This window comes from Blautia fusiformis, from assembly GCF_020686995.1.
Taxonomy (GTDB): Bacteria; Bacillota; Clostridia; order Lachnospirales; family Lachnospiraceae; genus Blautia_A; species Blautia_A fusiformis.
In genome coordinates this window covers 87,038-103,542 of the sequence record NZ_JAJEPT010000009.1, presented here as the reverse complement: position 1 = coordinate 103,542, position 16,505 = coordinate 87,038, and the positions used below count along the sequence as shown (strand labels likewise).

Annotated in this window: 18 protein-coding genes, 1 riboswitch and 1 other annotated feature; of the genes, 11 read left to right on the top strand and 7 right to left on the bottom strand. The window is 44.3% G+C overall.

Annotation, left to right across the window (positions count from 1 at the left end; all coding sequences use genetic code 11):
* Nucleotides 1-71 precede the first annotated feature (71 nt).
* From nikB to putP, 7 genes are all read left to right on the top strand, one after another.
* The gene (nikB, locus tag LKD46_RS09380; protein WP_118513550.1) at nt 72-1,010 is read left to right on the top strand and encodes a nickel ABC transporter permease; all 939 of its coding nucleotides are present in this window, start codon (nt 72-74) and stop codon (nt 1,008-1,010) included.
* Nucleotides 1,011-1,838 (top strand): nickel transporter permease, encoded by an 828-nt coding sequence (nikC, locus tag LKD46_RS09375; protein WP_118368730.1) that lies wholly within the window; start codon nt 1,011-1,013, stop codon nt 1,836-1,838. It abuts the gene before it with no gap.
* Between the two features lie 60 nt (nt 1,839-1,898).
* On the top strand, nt 1,899-3,467 hold the full coding sequence (locus LKD46_RS09370) for an ABC transporter substrate-binding protein (RefSeq protein ID WP_118368731.1): 1,569 nt from the start codon (nt 1,899-1,901) through the stop codon (nt 3,465-3,467).
* 14 nt (nt 3,468-3,481) lie between these two features.
* Nucleotides 3,482-4,267, top strand: coding sequence for an ABC transporter ATP-binding protein (locus LKD46_RS09365; protein ID WP_118368732.1), 786 nt, complete (start codon nt 3,482-3,484; stop codon nt 4,265-4,267).
* Entirely contained in the window at nt 4,260-5,225 is a 966-nt protein-coding gene (locus LKD46_RS09360) for an ABC transporter ATP-binding protein (protein ID WP_118368733.1), read from the top strand. The genes LKD46_RS09365 and LKD46_RS09360 overlap by 8 nt, the downstream gene beginning before the upstream one ends.
* 18 nt (nt 5,226-5,243) lie before the next feature.
* Nucleotides 5,244-6,491, top strand: a complete 1,248-nt coding sequence (locus LKD46_RS09355; RefSeq protein ID WP_227574071.1) for a hypothetical protein — start codon at nt 5,244-5,246, stop codon at nt 6,489-6,491.
* A gap of 172 nt (nt 6,492-6,663) precedes the next feature.
* Nucleotides 6,664-8,196 (top strand): sodium/proline symporter PutP, encoded by a 1,533-nt coding sequence (gene putP / locus LKD46_RS09350; RefSeq protein WP_118513556.1) that lies wholly within the window; start codon nt 6,664-6,666, stop codon nt 8,194-8,196.
* A gap of 90 nt (nt 8,197-8,286) precedes the next feature.
* Here the strand turns inward: putP and folK are convergent, their stop codons facing one another.
* The 6 genes from folK to LKD46_RS09320 all read right to left on the bottom strand — a co-directional run bounded on the left by folK (nt 8,287) and on the right by LKD46_RS09320 (nt 12,067).
* Nucleotides 8,287-9,117 (bottom strand): 2-amino-4-hydroxy-6-hydroxymethyldihydropteridine diphosphokinase, encoded by an 831-nt coding sequence (gene folK, locus LKD46_RS09345; protein ID WP_173753537.1) that lies wholly within the window; start codon nt 9,115-9,117, stop codon nt 8,287-8,289.
* Between the two features lie 9 nt (nt 9,118-9,126).
* Nucleotides 9,127-9,933, bottom strand: coding sequence for a dihydropteroate synthase (gene folP / locus LKD46_RS09340; RefSeq protein WP_227574070.1), 807 nt, complete (start codon nt 9,931-9,933; stop codon nt 9,127-9,129).
* A gap of 11 nt (nt 9,934-9,944) precedes the next feature.
* Entirely contained in the window at nt 9,945-10,421 is a 477-nt protein-coding gene (locus LKD46_RS09335; protein WP_227574069.1) for an HD domain-containing protein, read from the bottom strand.
* Nucleotides 10,421-10,978 carry a GTP cyclohydrolase I FolE gene (folE, locus tag LKD46_RS09330; protein ID WP_015524935.1) on the bottom strand — a complete coding sequence of 186 codons (558 nt, stop codon included), beginning with the start codon at nt 10,976-10,978 and terminating at the stop codon, nt 10,421-10,423. The genes LKD46_RS09335 and folE overlap by 1 nt, the downstream gene beginning before the upstream one ends.
* 144 nt (nt 10,979-11,122) lie before the next feature.
* Nucleotides 11,123-11,219, bottom strand: a riboswitch (THF riboswitch).
* A 219-nt stretch (nt 11,220-11,438) separates the two neighbouring features.
* Nucleotides 11,439-11,714 (bottom strand): hypothetical protein, encoded by a 276-nt coding sequence (locus LKD46_RS09325; protein WP_015524936.1) that lies wholly within the window; start codon nt 11,712-11,714, stop codon nt 11,439-11,441.
* A complete protein-coding gene (locus LKD46_RS09320; RefSeq protein WP_022426549.1) occupies nt 11,711-12,067 on the bottom strand; it encodes a hypothetical protein in 357 nt (118 codons plus the stop codon). Before LKD46_RS09320 ends, LKD46_RS09325 begins: the two co-directional genes overlap by 4 nt.
* A gap of 106 nt (nt 12,068-12,173) precedes the next feature.
* Between LKD46_RS09320 and LKD46_RS16545 the strand changes: the two genes are divergently transcribed.
* Nucleotides 12,174-12,308: a hypothetical protein gene (locus LKD46_RS16545; RefSeq protein WP_022426548.1), complete on the top strand. Its 135-nt coding sequence runs from the start codon at nt 12,174-12,176 to the stop codon at nt 12,306-12,308.
* A 19-nt stretch (nt 12,309-12,327) separates the two neighbouring features.
* Here the strand turns inward: LKD46_RS16545 and LKD46_RS09315 are convergent, their stop codons facing one another.
* Complete coding sequence (locus LKD46_RS09315) at nt 12,328-12,627, bottom strand: hypothetical protein (RefSeq protein ID WP_015524939.1); 300 nt, start codon at nt 12,625-12,627, stop codon at nt 12,328-12,330.
* A gap of 174 nt (nt 12,628-12,801) precedes the next feature.
* On the opposite strand from LKD46_RS09315, the gene LKD46_RS09310 reads away from it, so the two are divergent.
* From LKD46_RS09310 to tyrS, 3 genes are all read left to right on the top strand, one after another.
* Nucleotides 12,802-14,070, top strand: a complete 1,269-nt coding sequence (locus LKD46_RS09310; protein ID WP_022426547.1) for a cell wall hydrolase — start codon at nt 12,802-12,804, stop codon at nt 14,068-14,070.
* Between the two features lie 77 nt (nt 14,071-14,147).
* On the top strand, nt 14,148-14,636 hold the full coding sequence (gene rnhA, locus LKD46_RS09305; RefSeq protein ID WP_022426546.1) for a ribonuclease HI: 489 nt from the start codon (nt 14,148-14,150) through the stop codon (nt 14,634-14,636).
* Nucleotides 14,637-14,830: 194 nt separating this feature from the next.
* Nucleotides 14,831-15,151, top strand: a binding site (T-box leader).
* Nucleotides 15,152-15,199: 48 nt separating this feature from the next.
* Nucleotides 15,200-16,426 carry a tyrosine--tRNA ligase gene (tyrS, locus tag LKD46_RS09300; protein WP_015524942.1) on the top strand — a complete coding sequence of 409 codons (1,227 nt, stop codon included), beginning with the start codon at nt 15,200-15,202 and terminating at the stop codon, nt 16,424-16,426.
* Nucleotides 16,427-16,505: the final 79 nt, after the last annotated feature.

Here is a 16,505-nt window from a genome sequence, read left to right as displayed (position 1 = left end):
AGTAGTTTTTTTATCTAACTCAATTAAAACGGCAATGTTAAAATCGCATCAAATGAGGAAAGGAGTAAAACGTGACAAAGAAACAAATAGGAAAAAGATTTCTCCAGATCATCATTGTATTATTTGGAATCAGCTTTTTCACATTTGGACTGACCTACCTGTCACCTGGTGATCCTGCGGAGATCATGCTGACAGAATGTGGTAATCTTCCGACACCGGAGCTTCTGGAACAAACAAGACATGAGCTTGGCCTTGATCAGCCCTTTCTCGTGCAGTATGGTTCCTGGCTGAAGGGTGTTGTTACAGGAGATATGGGACAGTCCTATTCTTTCAAAATGCCGGTAACGGATAAACTGGTATCCTGTTTCTGGCCAACGCTGAGGATGTCTTTGCTGGCACTTTTGATGATGGTCATTATTTCCATACCGCTTGGAATCCTGGCCGCTGTATATCAGAACAAATTCCCGGATTATTTTGTGAGAGGAATTACCTTTGTGGGAGTATCTGTTCCAAGCTTCTGGCTGGGCCTGATCCTTCTCAGTATCTTTGGTGTTCAGCTTCGCTGGATCAATGTAGCAGGAGGAAGTACGGATTTCAAGTCTATGATCCTTCCGGCACTGACTCTTGCACTTGCCATGTCTGCGAAATATACCCGCCAGGTAAGAAGTGCGGTGCTGGAGGAGCTTCACCAGGATTATGTGACCGGTGCAAGAATGCGTGGAATCAAAGAAAGCGTGATCCTTTGGAAACACGTTCTTCCTAATGTAATGCTTCCGCTGGTAACACTGCTGGGTCTTTCCCTTGGAAGCCTCCTTGGAGGTACCGCAGTTGTAGAGATCATTTACAACTGGCCTGGTATGGGAAATATGGCAGTAAAGGCAATTTCCTGTCGTGACTATCCTCTTGTACAGGGCTATGTACTCTGGATCGCGATCCTGTACATGTGCATCAACCTGCTTGTGGATCTGTCCTACACTTATCTCGATCCAAGACTTAAGGAGGATAGATAATTGAAAAAGGTATTACGAGTATTTAAAGAAAATAAACAGTTCACTCTTTTCTTCATTCTGGGCCTGGTGGTAATTGGCGTTGCGATCTTCGCACCGCAGCTTGCGCCATATGATCCGCTGAATGCAGTTATGACTGAATCACTGCAGGAGCCGAGTTCCGCTCATCCGTTCGGAACGGATAAACTTGGACGAGATCTTCTTTCCCGTGTTATTTTCGGAACAAGAACTTCCCTGATCATGACATTATGTCTGGTTGCGGTGATTTTTGTGATCGGTACATTTTTAGGAGTTATTGCCGGATATTTCGGTGGCGTTGTGGACGCGGTGATTATGCGTATCGCAGATATGATGATCTCTTTCCCCGGCCTTGTACTGGCCATCGCCATTGCCGGTATGCTGGGACCAAACCTGGTAAATGCCGTTATCTCCATCGCGGCTGTAAGCTGGACGAAGTATGCCCGCCTTGCAAGAAGTATGGTTTTGAAAGTCAAGAAGAGTCTTTATATAGAAGCTGCAGTGGTAAACGGAACAAAGACCTGGAAAATTCTTCTTGTACACGTTCTTCCGAACATGGTAACCCAGATGGTGGTAACTGCGGCAGCAGATATCGGAACCATGATGCTGGAGCTGGCTTCCCTTTCATTCCTGGGATTTGGTGCAACTGCGCCGACACCGGAGTGGGGACTGATGCTGAATGAAGGAAGAACTTACATGGCAAAAGCGCCATGGCTTATGATCTACCCTGGTATTGCGATCGTGATCTGTGTTGTTGTTTTCAATATGCTTGGAGACAGCATCCGTGATGTACTGGATCCGCGCCAGGATTAAAAAACGTTTCTGTAACAAACCAACACCAATAATCAGTATATTTATCTTTAGGAGGATGAAATGAGAAATAACGTAGTTAAAAAAGTGCTGGCTGCTACACTTGCATGTATGATGACTTTTTCTATGACAACAGTGGCTCAGGCAAAGGGCGATAAGAGCAGTGATAAGGAAATCACGATTGGAGTAACAAGCTTTGCAGATACACTTGAGCCGACAGAGCAGTATTTCAGCTGGGTTGTATCCCGTTATGCGATCGGTGAGTGCCTTACAAAATTCGATGAGAACGGTGATATCGTTCCATGTCTTGCAGAAGAGTGGGACAACAGTGAAGATGGAAAAACATGGACATTCAAGATCCGTGAGGGTGTAAAATTCTCCAACGGCGATGATATGACACCGGAGATGGTAAAAGCTTCCATCGAGCGTACAGCTGAGAAGAGCGACCGTGTTCCGGAGTTCTTTGACCTTGATAGTATTGAAGTTGACGGACAGAACCTGATCTTCCACCTGAACAGAGCAAACGCAAACATGGCCGGATGCCTTGCAGACCCGCTGTTTCTGATCGTTGATACAAATGTTGATGATTCCACATTTGCAATGGAAGGACCGATCTGTACAGGACCTTATGCAGTAGAGTCTTTCAGCCCGACAGACTCCTGCGTTGTAGTAAAGAATGAGAACTACTGGGATGGCGAAGTTCCGCTTGACAGAGTTACTCTGAAATGTGTCGATGACCAGACAACACGTTCCATGGCTCTTCAGACAGGCGAGATCGATATCGCTTACAACCTGAAAACAGAGAACCTGGTTGAGTTTGAGGGAAATGACAATTACGACATCCAGGAGCTTCAGTCTCTTCGTTCTACTTATGCATTCATGAACCAGAATGAGGATCATGCACTCAGCGACAAGGCACTTCGTCAGGCACTTCTCCGTGGACTTGACAAAGAGACATACTGCAACACTCTTCTTGAGGGTGGTGCAACAGCTGGTAAAGCACCGGTTCCGCCAACACTTGACTTTGGATTTGATGATCTTAACGATGAAAACTCTTACGATCCGGACAGCGCTAAAAAGATCCTCGAGGATGCTGGATACAAAGATGTTGATGGCGACGGATATGTAGAGACTCCGGACGGAGATCCGCTTGTTCTTGATTTTGTTATCTACACAAGCCGTGCAGAGCTTGGTGTATACGCACAGGCAGCACAGGCCAGCCTGAAAGAGATCGGTATCAACGTAAACCTGAATACAGTAAGTTATGAGACACTTCTTGACATGAGAGATTCCGGACAGTATGACCTTCTTATCTGGAACGTACTGGTTGCCAACACCGGTGACCCGGAGAACTACTTAAGAGAGAACTGGTACAGCTCTTCTGCAAACAACACTGCAGGATATAACAATCCGGATGTAGATAAGCTTCTTGATGAGCTTGCTCAGACATTTGATGAGGATAAGAGAAAAGATCTCATCGTTGACATCCAGCAGGATATCATGGACGATGCAGCAACTGTATTCTTCGGATATGAGACAACTTATCTCTTCTCCAATAAGAAGGTAACTGGCGTTAAGATGTATCCGATGGACTACTACTGGCTGACAAAGGATATCACTCTTGCCGAGTAAAGGAGCGTTTATTTATGCTTGAAATCAAGGATCTTTCCGTTCAGTACGGAAAGCAGGCACCTATCATTGAGCATTTCAATCTTTCCATGAAGAAAGGTGAGATCATCAGTGTAGTAGGAGAGAGTGGAAGTGGAAAAACAACTGTTATCCGTGCTGTTCTCGGCGCACTTGCCGGGGGCGGCCGGGTAAGTGCCGGTGATATCCAGTTCAACGGAAAATCTCTGCTTTCCAATACAAAGGATGAATGGAGAAAATTAAGAGGTACCCGTATTTCCATGATCTTCCAGGACTGCGGTGGAACCTTAAACCCGATTCGTAAGATTGGCAGTCAGTATGTGGAGTATATTTGTACACATACTGACGTATCCAAAGCAGAAGCATGGAAAAAAGGCTGCTCCATGCTTCAGAAAATGCGTCTTCCAGACGCGGAAAATATCATGAAAAGTTATCCTCACCAGCTTTCCGGTGGTATGCGCCAGCGAGTTGGTATTGCCATGGCTATGACTTTTAACCCGGAACTGCTTCTTGCAGATGAGCCGACCAGTGCCCTGGATGTAACCACGCAGGCACAGATCGTACGCCAGATGATGGAACTCCGTGATGATTTCGGAACGGGTATCATCATCGTTACCCATAACATCGGTGTTGCAGCCTATATGGCTGACCAGCTGGTAGTTATGCAGCATGGAAAAGTTGTGGATCAGGGAACCCGTGATGAAGTTATGAATCACCCGACCAGTGATTATACTAAGAAACTGCTGGCTGCAGTGCCGGAAATGGAGGGACAGCGTTATGTTTAATGAATCTGATATCGTACTTAGTGCGAAGCATATCGTAAAGCAGTTCCCGGCTTCCGGCGGCAGAACCTTAACAGCCTGTAACGATGTAAACTTAAATGTATATAAAGGAAAAACTCTGGGAATCGTAGGAGAGAGTGGCTGCGGTAAATCAACATTTGTCCGTATGGTCATTTCCCTTGACAAGCCGACCAGCGGTGAGATCCTTTACCATGGAAAAAATCTTGCAGATCTTTCCAAAAAGGAAACCTGGCTGAACCGTCAGAACATGCAGATGGTATTCCAGGATCCGCTTGCTTCTTTTGATCCGAAAATGAAGATCGTGGACATTCTTACAGAGCCACTGATCAATTATGGGAAACTGAAAAAAAGTGAAAAAGAAGCCAAGGCCAGAGAACTTCTGGAGATGGTAGAGCTTCCTGGAGATTTTGTAGACCGTTATCCCCATAACATGAGTGGTGGTCAGAGACAGCGTATTAGTATTGCACGTGCACTTTCTCTGGAACCGGAGATTCTGGTATGTGATGAGGCTACCTCTGCACTGGATGTTTCTGTACAGGAATCCGTGATCCAGCTTCTTGTGCGCCTTCAGAAAGAAAAGAATATCAGTATGCTGTTTATCTGTCATGACCTGGCGCTGATTCGTTCTTTTGCTCATCAGATCGCAGTTATGTATCTTGGAAATATTGTAGAGGTAATTCCTGGGGAGGATGTTGCGAAAAACTCTCTCCATCCGTATACACAGGCACTTCTGGGAGCACAGTTTTCCATTCATATGGATCAGCACAAAAAGATCGAGAGTATTGAGAGTGAGGCACCAAGTCCTCTGGACGTTCCTCACGGATGCCCGTTCCAGAACCGCTGTGAGCATTGCATGGAAAAATGTAAAACAACAAGGCCTGTACTTAAGGAAATGGAAGCAGGACATGAAGTTGCCTGCCATTATGTAACTGAGAAATAAAGAAAGGCAAAAAACAGTATGACATTTAAAAACTTAAAAATATTAGGCATTCTGCTGTTGATGCTTGCTGTTTTTGCTGTCAGCGGAAAAAAAGTTTCTGCTGCTGTGGAAGACGGAGATCTTCAGTATACGATCGGTGTTGTAGTATATAATCAGGACAGCCCGGAAATGAACATGTTTATGAGCTATTACAGGGATTATATCCAGCAGGGATTCCCAGTGAAGTTCTATTTTTCAGGAAGCATCAATTCCGCAGAGGATGAGATTGATTTCATTCGTGCAATGAAACTGCAGGGCGTAAGCGGAATCATCTCCTTCTATGGTCAGGATATTCAGAAGATTGTAGAAGCCTGCGATGAAGAAGAGATGTACTATGTTCTTGGTTCCGGAAGCATCAGCGATAAAGATTATGAGCAGATAAAAACAAGCCAGTATTTCCTCGGAAGTGTGGGCCCGGATGCAAAGGCTGATTATGAGGCCGGTTATAATATGGCTGAGTATTTTGCAGATACAGATACAAATAATTACCTCATACCGTCAGGCGGTGCTTCTAAGGGGAACTATATGCATCTCCAGAGAACCATCGGTGTTCTGGAAGGACTGGCTGAAAAAGAAGGTCTGACCTATTCCGAAGATGTGGAAAAACTTGCTGCATCGGAGGAAACAACGGTTGTAGATGCCGGTAAAGATGATATCACCATTACCATCTGTCCTGGATATATGACAGACCCAAAAGGAATCAATAACCTGAAACATGCTTTTGTAGATGGAGATTATGATGCGGTTTTCTGTACTTTCAATGTTGATGAGATCATGAAACTCATTACATCAAAAGAAGAGGAGCAGGGGTCTAACATCAAGGTTGGAGCAGTTGACTGCTTCTCCATGGAAAACCATGATGAGATCAATGATGAGGATTCTTTTGGAAATCCTAAGATTGATTACATTGCCGGAAAATATGCATCCATGGGAGGCCCTGCTTTTGCGATCCTGTATAACGCAATGTCCGGTCATCCGGAGGCAAACACTGACGATACAGATTACAACACAGTTCGTCTGTATCAGGGATTCTGGAATGCATCGGATAAAGATACTTTCAACGAGCTTTACGGATATACACAGGATATTTACGAAAATGCATACAGCTGTGCAGATCTGATGGAAGTGATCAAAGCTTACAATACAGACACCACACCGGAGGCTCTGAAAGTACTGACAGAAGCATATACAGTAGAAGACGTAGAGAAACGTATCGAAGAAAATTAAACAGAAATGTTGAAAAGAGCTGAGCTTGTTTATCGGGTTCAGCCCTTTTTCTTGTTATTTATACAATTTTATACAGAAAATATGTAAAAAATCCCAAAATACCCTTTACTTTCTTAAGTTAATATAATAATATCTATAAATATGTGAAAACATACATGGAAGGGAGAGAAACATGACAACAGCACATATTTGTATAATGGCAGCCATTATCGTCTATCTGGGTGCAATGATCTTTGTAGGTTATCTGTGCTCCAAGAACAATAATGACAGTTCTGACTTCTATCTTGGAGGCCGAAAGCTTGGACCACTTGTAACAGCTATGAGTGCAGAGGCTTCTGACATGAGCAGCTGGCTTCTGATGGGCCTGCCTGGGCTTGCTTATCTTACCGGTATTGCAGATGCAGGCTGGACAGCCATTGGCCTTGCGATTGGAACTTACGTAAACTGGAGGATCGTGGCAAAAAGAATCCGCCGCTACACACATGTGGCAGGAAATTCCATTACATTGCCATCCTTTTTCAGTAATCGTTACAGAGATGAGAAAAAGATCCTGCAGTCTATCGGAGCGATTTTTATCGTGATCTTTTTTATTCCGTATACAGCTTCCGGATTTGCAGCCTGTGGTAAACTTTTTGCAAGTCTCTTCGGTGTAAAATATCTGCCGGCTATGATCATCAGTGCACTGGTCATCGTTGGATACACCACACTGGGAGGATTCCTGGCAGCATCTACCACGGACTTTATCCAGAGTATCATCATGTCCATCGCTCTTGTGATCGTATTTGTATTCGGGATCAACACAGCAGGTGGTATTGAAGCAGTTGCAGACCATGCAAGATCACTGCCCGGATATCTGACTATGTTTACTACATATGATCCGACAACCGGAACAGAACAGGCATATCCACTGCTTAATATTATTTCCATGCTTGCATGGGGACTTGGATATTTCGGAATGCCGCATATTCTTCTTCGTTTCATGGCGATCGAAGACGAAGAGAAGCTTACACTTTCCAGAAGAGTAGCAACTATATGGGTAGTGATCTCACTGGCAGTGGCAGTACTGATCGGTGTGGTAGGACTTGGAATGACAGCAGCAGGAGAGTTTGCCCTTCTGGAAGGTTCCGCATCTGAGACAATTATCGTTCAGATCGCAGATCTTCTCAGTAAACATGGTGTAATTGCAGCAATCCTTGCAGGACTCATCCTTGCAGGAATCCTTGCATCCACCATGTCAACTGCAGATTCTCAGCTCCTGGCAGCATCCTCAGCAGTTTCTTCCGACCTTCTCGGAAGCATCCTGAAGGATAAAGAAACAAAAAAAGAAAGCATGGCAGCCGATAAGATCACGCTTCTTCTCATTGCAGTAGTAGCCATGTTTATTGCCCGCGACCCGAACAGTTCTGTGTTTACTATCGTATCCTTTGCCTGGGCAGGCTTCGGAGCCGTATTCGGCCCGGTGGTGCTTCTGGCATTATTCTGGAGACGTTCCAACTGGCAGGGAGCCCTGGCAGGAATGATCTGCGGCGGTTCCATGGTATTCATCTGGAAATACGGAATCAGCAAACTGGGTGGCGCCTGGGGAATCTATGAACTTCTTCCCGCTTTTCTGGTAGCCATCGCAGCAAATATCATCGTCAGCCTTATTACTAAGGCACCATCCAAAGAGATCACCGACGAATTCGACCTGGTAAACCGTAAATAAAATTTTTTTCAATAGCTTATATACATATTAGACAAGCCCGATACAGATTGTAGTAAAGAATCTGTATCGGGCTTGTCTTAACAAATAAAGTTACACCGCCAAAGTTTTTCCCTCAAGCTTTTTTAACAACTGCTCCATTGTTAAATTCAACACCGGATGCCGAAGATACGGTGCGATCTCTACCATAGGCTTCAGCACAAAATCCCTGTTTTCCATATCAATATGAGGCACATGCAGCTCCACTGTATCAATGATCTCATTATCGTAAAACAGAATATCCAGATCCAGTGTCCTTGGTCCCCAGTGAATGATCCTTTTTCGGTCCGCAGCCTGTTCCAGCACATGCAGCCTGTCAAGAAGCTCCTCCGGAGAAAGCAGCGTCCGGACTCTTAAGGCTCCGTTGAGAAACTCATCCTGCTCCACATCCCCGTAAGGCTCCGTTACAAGATACTCTGAAACCTTTTCAACAACAATCTCTTTCATATCTCGAAGCCCCTGGATCGCATTATCCAGGTATTTCTTCTTATCTCCCATATTGGAACCAAAAGCAATATAAGCTGTATGCCAGCCTCGGGTAATTTCCACAGCAACAGTTTTCAGTGGAAGTCTTACCGGAGCCCAGGGCTTTTCAATACGAAGGGTGACCTTTTTTAACAATGGGAGAGAAAGCAACAGCATCTCTGCCAGATTCTCCACAGCAGCCTCCAAAAGTTTATAAGTATTTTTCTGAAGAAAATCGGTGATCATATGACTGACTTCTCCATAATTGATGGAAGCAGAAAGATCATCTGTCAGCCCTGCCGGACGTGTTTCTGTATACATAACAGCAGAAACAACAAATTTCTGTCCGAGAGCTGTTTCTTCCGGAAACACGCCATGGTTTGCAAAAATCTCAAGATCTCTGATTTCGATTTTATCCATCAGTTCCTCCTAACGTCCCAGAATAGCTTCTGTCATCTGGATGACGCGTTTATTTTCTTTGATGTCATGAACACGGACAAATGCACAGCCCTTCATAACACCGATCACCGATGTGGCAAGGGTTCCCTCTACACGCTGATCTACAGGAAGATCAAGTGCAAGTCCGATCATGGATTTTCTGGAGGTACCAAGAAGCACCGGATATCCCAGCTTCCGGAAAAGCTCCAGATTATCCATGGTCATCAGGTTCATCTCATAGGTTTTACCAAATCCGACACCAGGATCAAGGATGATCTTATCATCGGCAATACCGGCACGTTTGGCAATATTGACACATTCCTGGGTTTCTGCCAGCATATCCACAATAAAATTATTGTATTCGGTATTGTCTTTGTTATGCATCAGACAGCAGGGAGCCTGATATCTGGCAATGACAGGAGCCATTTCAGGATCATATTTCAGTCCCCAGATGTCATTGATAAGATCTGCTCCGTGTTTCAGGGCTTCCTCCGCAACACATCCCTTATAAGTATCTACAGAGATGGGGATATCGAAACGCCCTTTTACTGCTTCGATAACAGGAAGAACACGCTCGATCTCCTCCTGTGCACCAACCGGTGTATGCCCCGGACGTGTGGATTCCCCACCGATATCCAGAATATCAGCACCTTCGGCGATCATAGCTTCTGTATGTTTCAGGGCATGATCCATATCGTTCCATTTTCCGCCATCTGAGAAAGAATCCGGTGTGACATTTAGGATACCCATAATATATGTTTTGTTTTTTACATCAAACTCACGATTTCCGATTTTCATGGAAAAACCTCCTAATATTGGATCGTCATATTTTTTTTGGCAGGAGACCAGTAACATTCCGGCTCTGCTTTACAGAAAAAACAGTTTCTGGAGCTTTTATCCGCAGTATAAAGCAGTTTTCCAAGAACTGTCTGATCCGTCTGAGCTCTGTGACCACGTATTGCCGAAACGATCACTTCGATTTCTTCCATAGAAAATCCAAGCTCATTTAATATTTGCCCGGCAATAGCAGCGCCGGCCTCATCATGAGGCGTACCATCTTCATACTGTCTGGCCCGTCCGATATCGTGAAGAAGAGCAGTACAGTAGATCAGTTCCTTTGAAACAGGAGCATTTTCCTCAAGTGCTCTGATATAGGCAAGGCGTGCCACATCCAAAAAATGCTCCGGTGTATGTCTGCAGAATTCACGGTCAGTCTCCAGAAGCTGAAGCTTATTAAGCTCATTCTGATAGAGCGGATGATTCCAGATCTGATTCACTCTGTCCATCAGTCCTTGACCATAGCAAGGAACTGTTTCTGAAGCTCCATATTTTCTTTAAATTCACCTCTGGTAACAGTCGTAACCGTTTTGCTTCCCGGCTTTTTGATCCCACGCATGGTCATGCAGGTATGCTCCGCTTCCAGCATAACCATGATTCCCTTAGGAGCGAGAACACGTTCCAGCGCATCTGCGATCTGCACAGTCAGACGTTCCTGGATTTGCGGTCTTCTTGCATACACATCAACGGTACGGGCCAGCTTGCTTAAGCCGGTAACCTTGCCATTTGGGATATATGCGATATGAGCTTTTCCGTAAAAGGGCATAAGATGATGTTCACACATGGAATAAAAGGTAATATCCTTTTCCAGAACCATTTCATTGTTCTCTACATGAAACTGTTTCTGAAGATGTTCATCCGCTTCATTATCAAGTCCGCCATAAATTTCCTCGCACATGCGGGCGATACGTTCCGGAGTTCCCTGCAGTCCCTCTCTGTTTACATCCTCGCCGATTCCCTCGAGAAGAAGCTTGATCGCCTCTTCAACTTTTGCTTTGTCTACCATAAATAACAACCTCCATTTGTTAAAAAAATCACGTTTTTCGGAGACTGTCTCTTTTATTTTTGCGCATAAAAAAAGATATCTCCAATTGTAATAGAACGTATGTCGAAAAAGCCCTACACAATATGAGATATTCTCTTATATTGCTGCAACGGGTGCGGATTTCATACCGTAAGACGTACTTTTCGTTCTGGCGACAACTCCCCATTCGCCAAACACTTGACGCATAAAATCCTATTTTGCATATCATTCATTTCACGGACAAGTATACCATATACTGATATAAGAAGAAAGGGAAAATGATAAAAAAATATCACAAAAATAGGGAATATGTTCTATGAATTATGCGATAGAATCTATGGATATGTCAGATTTTTGCAGATTATATTCCGACAAATATAAAAAGAATTACAAAGTAGAAAATCCCGGAACAGAAAACCGCTGTTCCGGGATCACAGAGCTGTTAATGACGTATCATTTTCATCAGATTCACAATTCTGTCAAGCTTAGCTGCCTCTGCCGGACTTTTCCCCATTTTCAGAACTTCTATGATAGTGGAGATCTCATCAGAGCTGAAATTTAAGCCCGCATTTTTTCCTTTAGAAGCTGCGCCCATGATAAAAGGCAGAAGTTCGGACGGATTTTTCCCCAATCCCTGATCTGCCAGACCCTGAAGCATGGAAAGCTTCTGAGGGTCCATTCCGGAAAGCCGGGGATTATTTTTCCAGTCATCACTCATGGATTCTCACCTCCTGACGAATCTTCATTCATGATCTGAAGCATCTGGATCGTAGCCATAAGACTGGTGATATGATCGATCTGACGGCGATTTTCTCCGCCACAGCACTTACGGATATCCTGCAGCATTTCCAGAGGATCGGTGCCGGAAAAACCGGTAGCCTGCAGATCGGCTGTTCTACGGCTGCTTTGAAAAAGCGACATGGTATTCCGAAGTTCCCGGACTTTCGTATACACAGATAAAAACCGCTGCCCGGAAGAAGGAAGGTACGGGATCATGGCTTTCAGCATCTGATCCTGGTCACTTTCCACCATTTCATCCAGAGCAGTACGTGCGATAGGCTCCTGTTCCATAAAAAAATCCTTTTTCCTGAAATCTATGAATTTGCAGAAAGAAATATGACAGAAACCTTCTCTGGTCATATTATATATAGAAGAAATTTTTCAAAGGAATGTGATTATGGAATCTGAAAAAAAACAGGAACTTGTCATTGATGGAAATTCTTTTTATGAAATAGATCTGAAATGTCTGGAAGAGAAAAAACAGAAACAGGAGGAAGCAAAAAAACGGCAGCAGAAAAGGCAGAGGAAATAACCTCTGCCTTTTCAAAAGATCAGCAGCAATTGTTGCAGCCGCATCCATTTCCGCACAAAAGCAGAAGAAGGATGATGATCCAACAGCTGTCGTTGCAGCCGTTGTTATTACAGCCACAGCCACTGTTGTTTCCACAGCAACACATCAGACAGATGATCCAAAGGATACAGGAGCAGCTGTTTCCACCGTTTCCAAACAGGGAATTTCCGCAGCCATTATTACAGCCACAGTTATTGTTACATCCACATCCTGTGCTACATCCGGAATCACAACCACATCCGCAATCACATCCACAATTGGTAGCCGCTAAGTCACTCATCGATAAGTCCTCCAGCAAATTTTATTTACACTTCATCATATGGCAGGAGTCCGTCCACAGTTACAAAAAAGTTGACAGTGTTTATTCATTACGATATAATAAACGAAATGTAACATTTTTGTAATTTTTGAGACAAACTAGCTTTTATATCTAAAACAGGAAATGGGGAAAATTATGAAGAGTTTCAGAACAAAAAAATGGCTGAAGGGTCTGATGCTTGCCATGCTGCTGATCGTGGGAAGCACAGTTTTTTCTGCTTCTGCAAAAGAGGTACAGGCTGCCACTGCAGGCTTTAAAACTATCGATGGAAAAACATACTACATAAAAAGTGATGGGAGCAAGCAGAAAGGCTGGATGACCCTGGGCGGATACAAGTACTACTTTAACACAAAGACCGGAGTACAGGTAAAGGGCTGGATGAAGGTCAATGGCAAATATACCTACTATTTTACAAAAGGCAAGGGTGTTATGGCAACCGGCTGGATGACAGATTCCAAAGGCCATAAGCGCTATTTCAATCCCAAAACAGGTAAGCTTACCACAGGCTGGGTAAACTGCAGCAAGGGAAGGAAACGTTATTTCACAAAAGGCGGAGGCATTATGGCAACCGGCTGGCTCACCAACAGCAAAGGGCAGAAACGTTATTTTTACAAAACTTCCGGTTATATGGCAACCAAATGGGTAAAAAACAAATCCAAAAATATCAGCTACTATTTTGCCACCAGTACCGGTTATATGTATACTGGTCTGAAGACGATCAATCAGAAGAACTATTATTTTAAATCCAACGGTGTCATGGCAGTAAGTACCTCCGTGACAGTGAATGGAATTACATACTCCATCGCAGCAGACGGAGTGGCCACTGCGAAGACTACCAAACCAAATCTAAATGTCAGCAATGGAGATGTCAAAGTTTACGATACCAAAAACAGCAGATATTACACTATGGTAAAAGAATATAAGAGCCATCCTGGAATAGCCAACGGCAAGACATCCGATGAAGCACTGCTGGCCGCACTTTGCGAATCGGAGGCAGGCGATCAGGGCAAGATCGGAATGGAAGCAGTAGCACTTTGTGTTCTGAATCGTACGATCAAATCAGACAAGGAATTTCCATCTACGATACGAGGTGTGATCTATGAGAATATCGGAAGCAGCACAACCCCACAGTATTCTGTAGTGCGGAACGGGGCCCTTCTCAAACGTCTCAATGGTCAGTTTGAAAATCGTACTCTTGCTTATCAGGCTGCAAGAGAAGCAATGACTATTTTCAATAAACATGTCACTTCCGGCAAAGCCAGAACACTCAGCGGATTTAAACAGAAAGATTTTAATTATATGTATTTCATGATGACCAGCTATTTCTGGAACCAAAATCTGAATTTCAGCAAAGTGAAATATGAAACTTATAAAGGCCATACATTTTTTGTAGACTGGGTATAAGCAACATAGTCTCCGGCAGTAAACTTTGAACAAACAGGCGTATGGACATAAAATTGAAAATTTAAGGAGAAGCAAATATGCAGGTAAAAATCTATACGGATGGTGCAGCCCGGGGAAATCCGGATGGACCGGGAGGCTACGGAGCAGTTCTTCAGTACATCGATACCAAAGGCCAGTTACATGAACGTGAACTGTCCAGAGGCTACAAAAAAACCACAAACAACCGGATGGAACTGATGGCAGCCATCGTAGCACTGGAAACACTGAACCGCCCCTGCCAGGTGGATCTGTATTCCGATTCCAAATATCTGGTAGATGCTTTTAATCAGCACTGGATCGATTCCTGGCTGAAGAAAAACTGGAAACGTGGAAAAAACGAAGATGTGAAGAACGTAGATCTCTGGAAACGCCTTTTAAAGGCCAAGGAGCAGCATCAGGTAAGCTTCCACTGGGTTAAGGGACATGCAGATAATCCGTTAAATGAACGGTGTGATCAGCTTGCCACATCAGCGGCAGACGGCAATGACCTTTACGTAGATGAAGGAATAAATGGCTTACAGAAATAAAAGTTCCACTTATCACTCACAGAAAACCCGAAACATACCGCGCGAATTTATGCGATCTGCGTAAATTCTGTGCATCGCGAAGCGTGTTACTGAGAACAGAGTAAAAAGTAACATTCTGCCACTTTAAGTTGTCAAAGCAATATTAAAATTTCTTGACAAACAAAAAAGCAGTTTGTATACTTCATATAGTATAGTAAAAGGCTTGGAAGGGAAAAAGTAGCTTGAGGAAAACCCCACAGAGAGCAGCCGGCAGGTGAGAGGCGCAGGGTAGAACTTTTGTGAATACATCCCGGAGCTGCGCACCGAATCGGGACTTGATACTGTAAATTATAAACTTTATAATAATAGCGTATTATAGATAGGCTGCGACGGAATGGCACCCGTTATTGTGCTGAAGTGGTTTTATATCTTGATATATATGGATATAACGGGATGTAGATTCACTTTATGAGGCAGGAAATGCGAGTTTTCTGTAAATTTAGGTGGTAACGCGGGACCCGGTTCTCGTCCTAAACGGACAGGAACCGGGCATTTTTTATATGACTATACAGGAGGAAAGAACAATGACAGTTTGGGAAGAACTGAAAGCACGTGGCCTGATCGCACAGGTTACAGACGAAGACGAGATCAAAGAGATGGTAAATAACGGGAAAGCCACATTCTATATTGGCTTTGACCCTACAGCAGACAGCCTTCATGTAGGTCACTTCATGGCTCTTTGCCTGATGAAGAGACTGCAGATGGCAGGAAACCGTCCGATCGCCCTTCTTGGCGGCGGAACAGGAATGATCGGTGATCCGTCCGGAAGGACCGATATGCGTCAGATGCTGACAAAAGAAACCATCCAGCACAATATTGACTGCTTCAAGCAGCAGATGAGCCGTTTCATCGATTTCTCTGATGGAAAAGCTCTTATGGTAAACAATGCTGACTGGCTTATGAACCTTAACTATGTAGAGCTTCTCCGTGAGGTAGGTGCTCACTTTTCCGTAAACCGTATGCTGACAGCAGAGTGCTACAAACAGCGTATGGAGCGAGGCTTAAGCTTCCTGGAATTTAACTACATGATCATGCAGAGCTACGACTTCTACATGCTGTACCAGAAATATGGCTGCAACATGCAGTTCGGTGGCGATGACCAGTGGAGCAATATGCTTGGCGGTACTGAGCTGATCCGCCGTAAGCTTGGCAAGGATGCCTATGCCATGACCATCACACTGCTTCTCAATTCTGAGGGCAAAAAAATGGGAAAAACACAGTCCGGAGCTGTATGGCTTGATCCGAATAAGACATCCCCGTTCGATTTCTACCAGTACTGGAGAAATGTAGATGATGCTGACGTTATCAAATGTATGCGTCTTCTTACCTTCCTTCCTCTTGAGGAGATCGACGAGATGGCCAAATGGGAAGGCAGCGAGCTGAACAAAGCCAAGGAGATCCTTGCATACCAGCTGACAGAGCTTGTACATGGTGAGGAGGAAGCCAAGAAAGCACAGGAGGGTGCCCGCGCACTGTTCTCAGGTGCAGATACTTCTCATATGCCTACAACAGAGCTTTCAGAGGAAGATTTTGACGAGGAAGGAAAAATCGACCTGATCACACTTCTTGTAAAAGCAGAGCTGGTACCAAGCCGTTCCGAGGGTCGCCGTGCGATCCAGCAGGGTGGTGTATCCATCGATGGTGAGAAGCTCACCGACATTTACCACACGGTTGAGAAGGATGCTTTTGCAGGGGACGGGATCGTTCTGAAACGAGGCAAGAAAAAATTCAAAAAGATCTGTGTAAAATAATTTCCCATATCTGTGACATTTCCGGGATAAAACTACCGCATTCCGGAAATGCTGACAGGTAGGGTTGACACAAGGAGGA

What these genes read in the sequence shown, in the direction of transcription:
- LKD46_RS09360 (WP_118368733.1), top strand. Translation starts at nt 4,260, where the DNA reads ATGTTTAATGAATCTGATATCGTACTTAGTGCGAAGCATATCGTAAAG.
- LKD46_RS09335 (WP_227574069.1), bottom strand. Translation starts at nt 10,421, where the DNA reads ATGGACAGAGTGAATCAGATCTGGAATCATCCGCTCTATCAGAATGAG.
- LKD46_RS09320 (WP_022426549.1), bottom strand. Translation starts at nt 12,067, where the DNA reads ATGGAACAGGAGCCTATCGCACGTACTGCTCTGGATGAAATGGTGGAA.
- tyrS (WP_015524942.1), top strand. Translation starts at nt 15,200, where the DNA reads ATGACAGTTTGGGAAGAACTGAAAGCACGTGGCCTGATCGCACAGGTT.
- LKD46_RS09310 (WP_022426547.1), top strand. Translation starts at nt 12,802, where the DNA reads ATGAAGAGTTTCAGAACAAAAAAATGGCTGAAGGGTCTGATGCTTGCC.
- folE (WP_015524935.1), bottom strand. Translation starts at nt 10,978, where the DNA reads ATGGTAGACAAAGCAAAAGTTGAAGAGGCGATCAAGCTTCTTCTCGAG.
- folP (WP_227574070.1), bottom strand. Translation starts at nt 9,933, where the DNA reads ATGAAAATCGGAAATCGTGAGTTTGATGTAAAAAACAAAACATATATT.
- LKD46_RS16545 (WP_022426548.1), top strand. Translation starts at nt 12,174, where the DNA reads ATGGAATCTGAAAAAAAACAGGAACTTGTCATTGATGGAAATTCTTTT.
- rnhA (WP_022426546.1), top strand. Translation starts at nt 14,148, where the DNA reads ATGCAGGTAAAAATCTATACGGATGGTGCAGCCCGGGGAAATCCGGAT.
- LKD46_RS09370 (WP_118368731.1), top strand. Translation starts at nt 1,899, where the DNA reads ATGAGAAATAACGTAGTTAAAAAAGTGCTGGCTGCTACACTTGCATGT.
- LKD46_RS09365 (WP_118368732.1), top strand. Translation starts at nt 3,482, where the DNA reads ATGCTTGAAATCAAGGATCTTTCCGTTCAGTACGGAAAGCAGGCACCT.
- LKD46_RS09315 (WP_015524939.1), bottom strand. Translation starts at nt 12,627, where the DNA reads ATGAGTGACTTAGCGGCTACCAATTGTGGATGTGATTGCGGATGTGGT.
- putP (WP_118513556.1), top strand. Translation starts at nt 6,664, where the DNA reads ATGACAACAGCACATATTTGTATAATGGCAGCCATTATCGTCTATCTG.
- folK (WP_173753537.1), bottom strand. Translation starts at nt 9,117, where the DNA reads ATGGATAAAATCGAAATCAGAGATCTTGAGATTTTTGCAAACCATGGC.
- LKD46_RS09325 (WP_015524936.1), bottom strand. Translation starts at nt 11,714, where the DNA reads ATGAGTGATGACTGGAAAAATAATCCCCGGCTTTCCGGAATGGACCCT.
- LKD46_RS09355 (WP_227574071.1), top strand. Translation starts at nt 5,244, where the DNA reads ATGACATTTAAAAACTTAAAAATATTAGGCATTCTGCTGTTGATGCTT.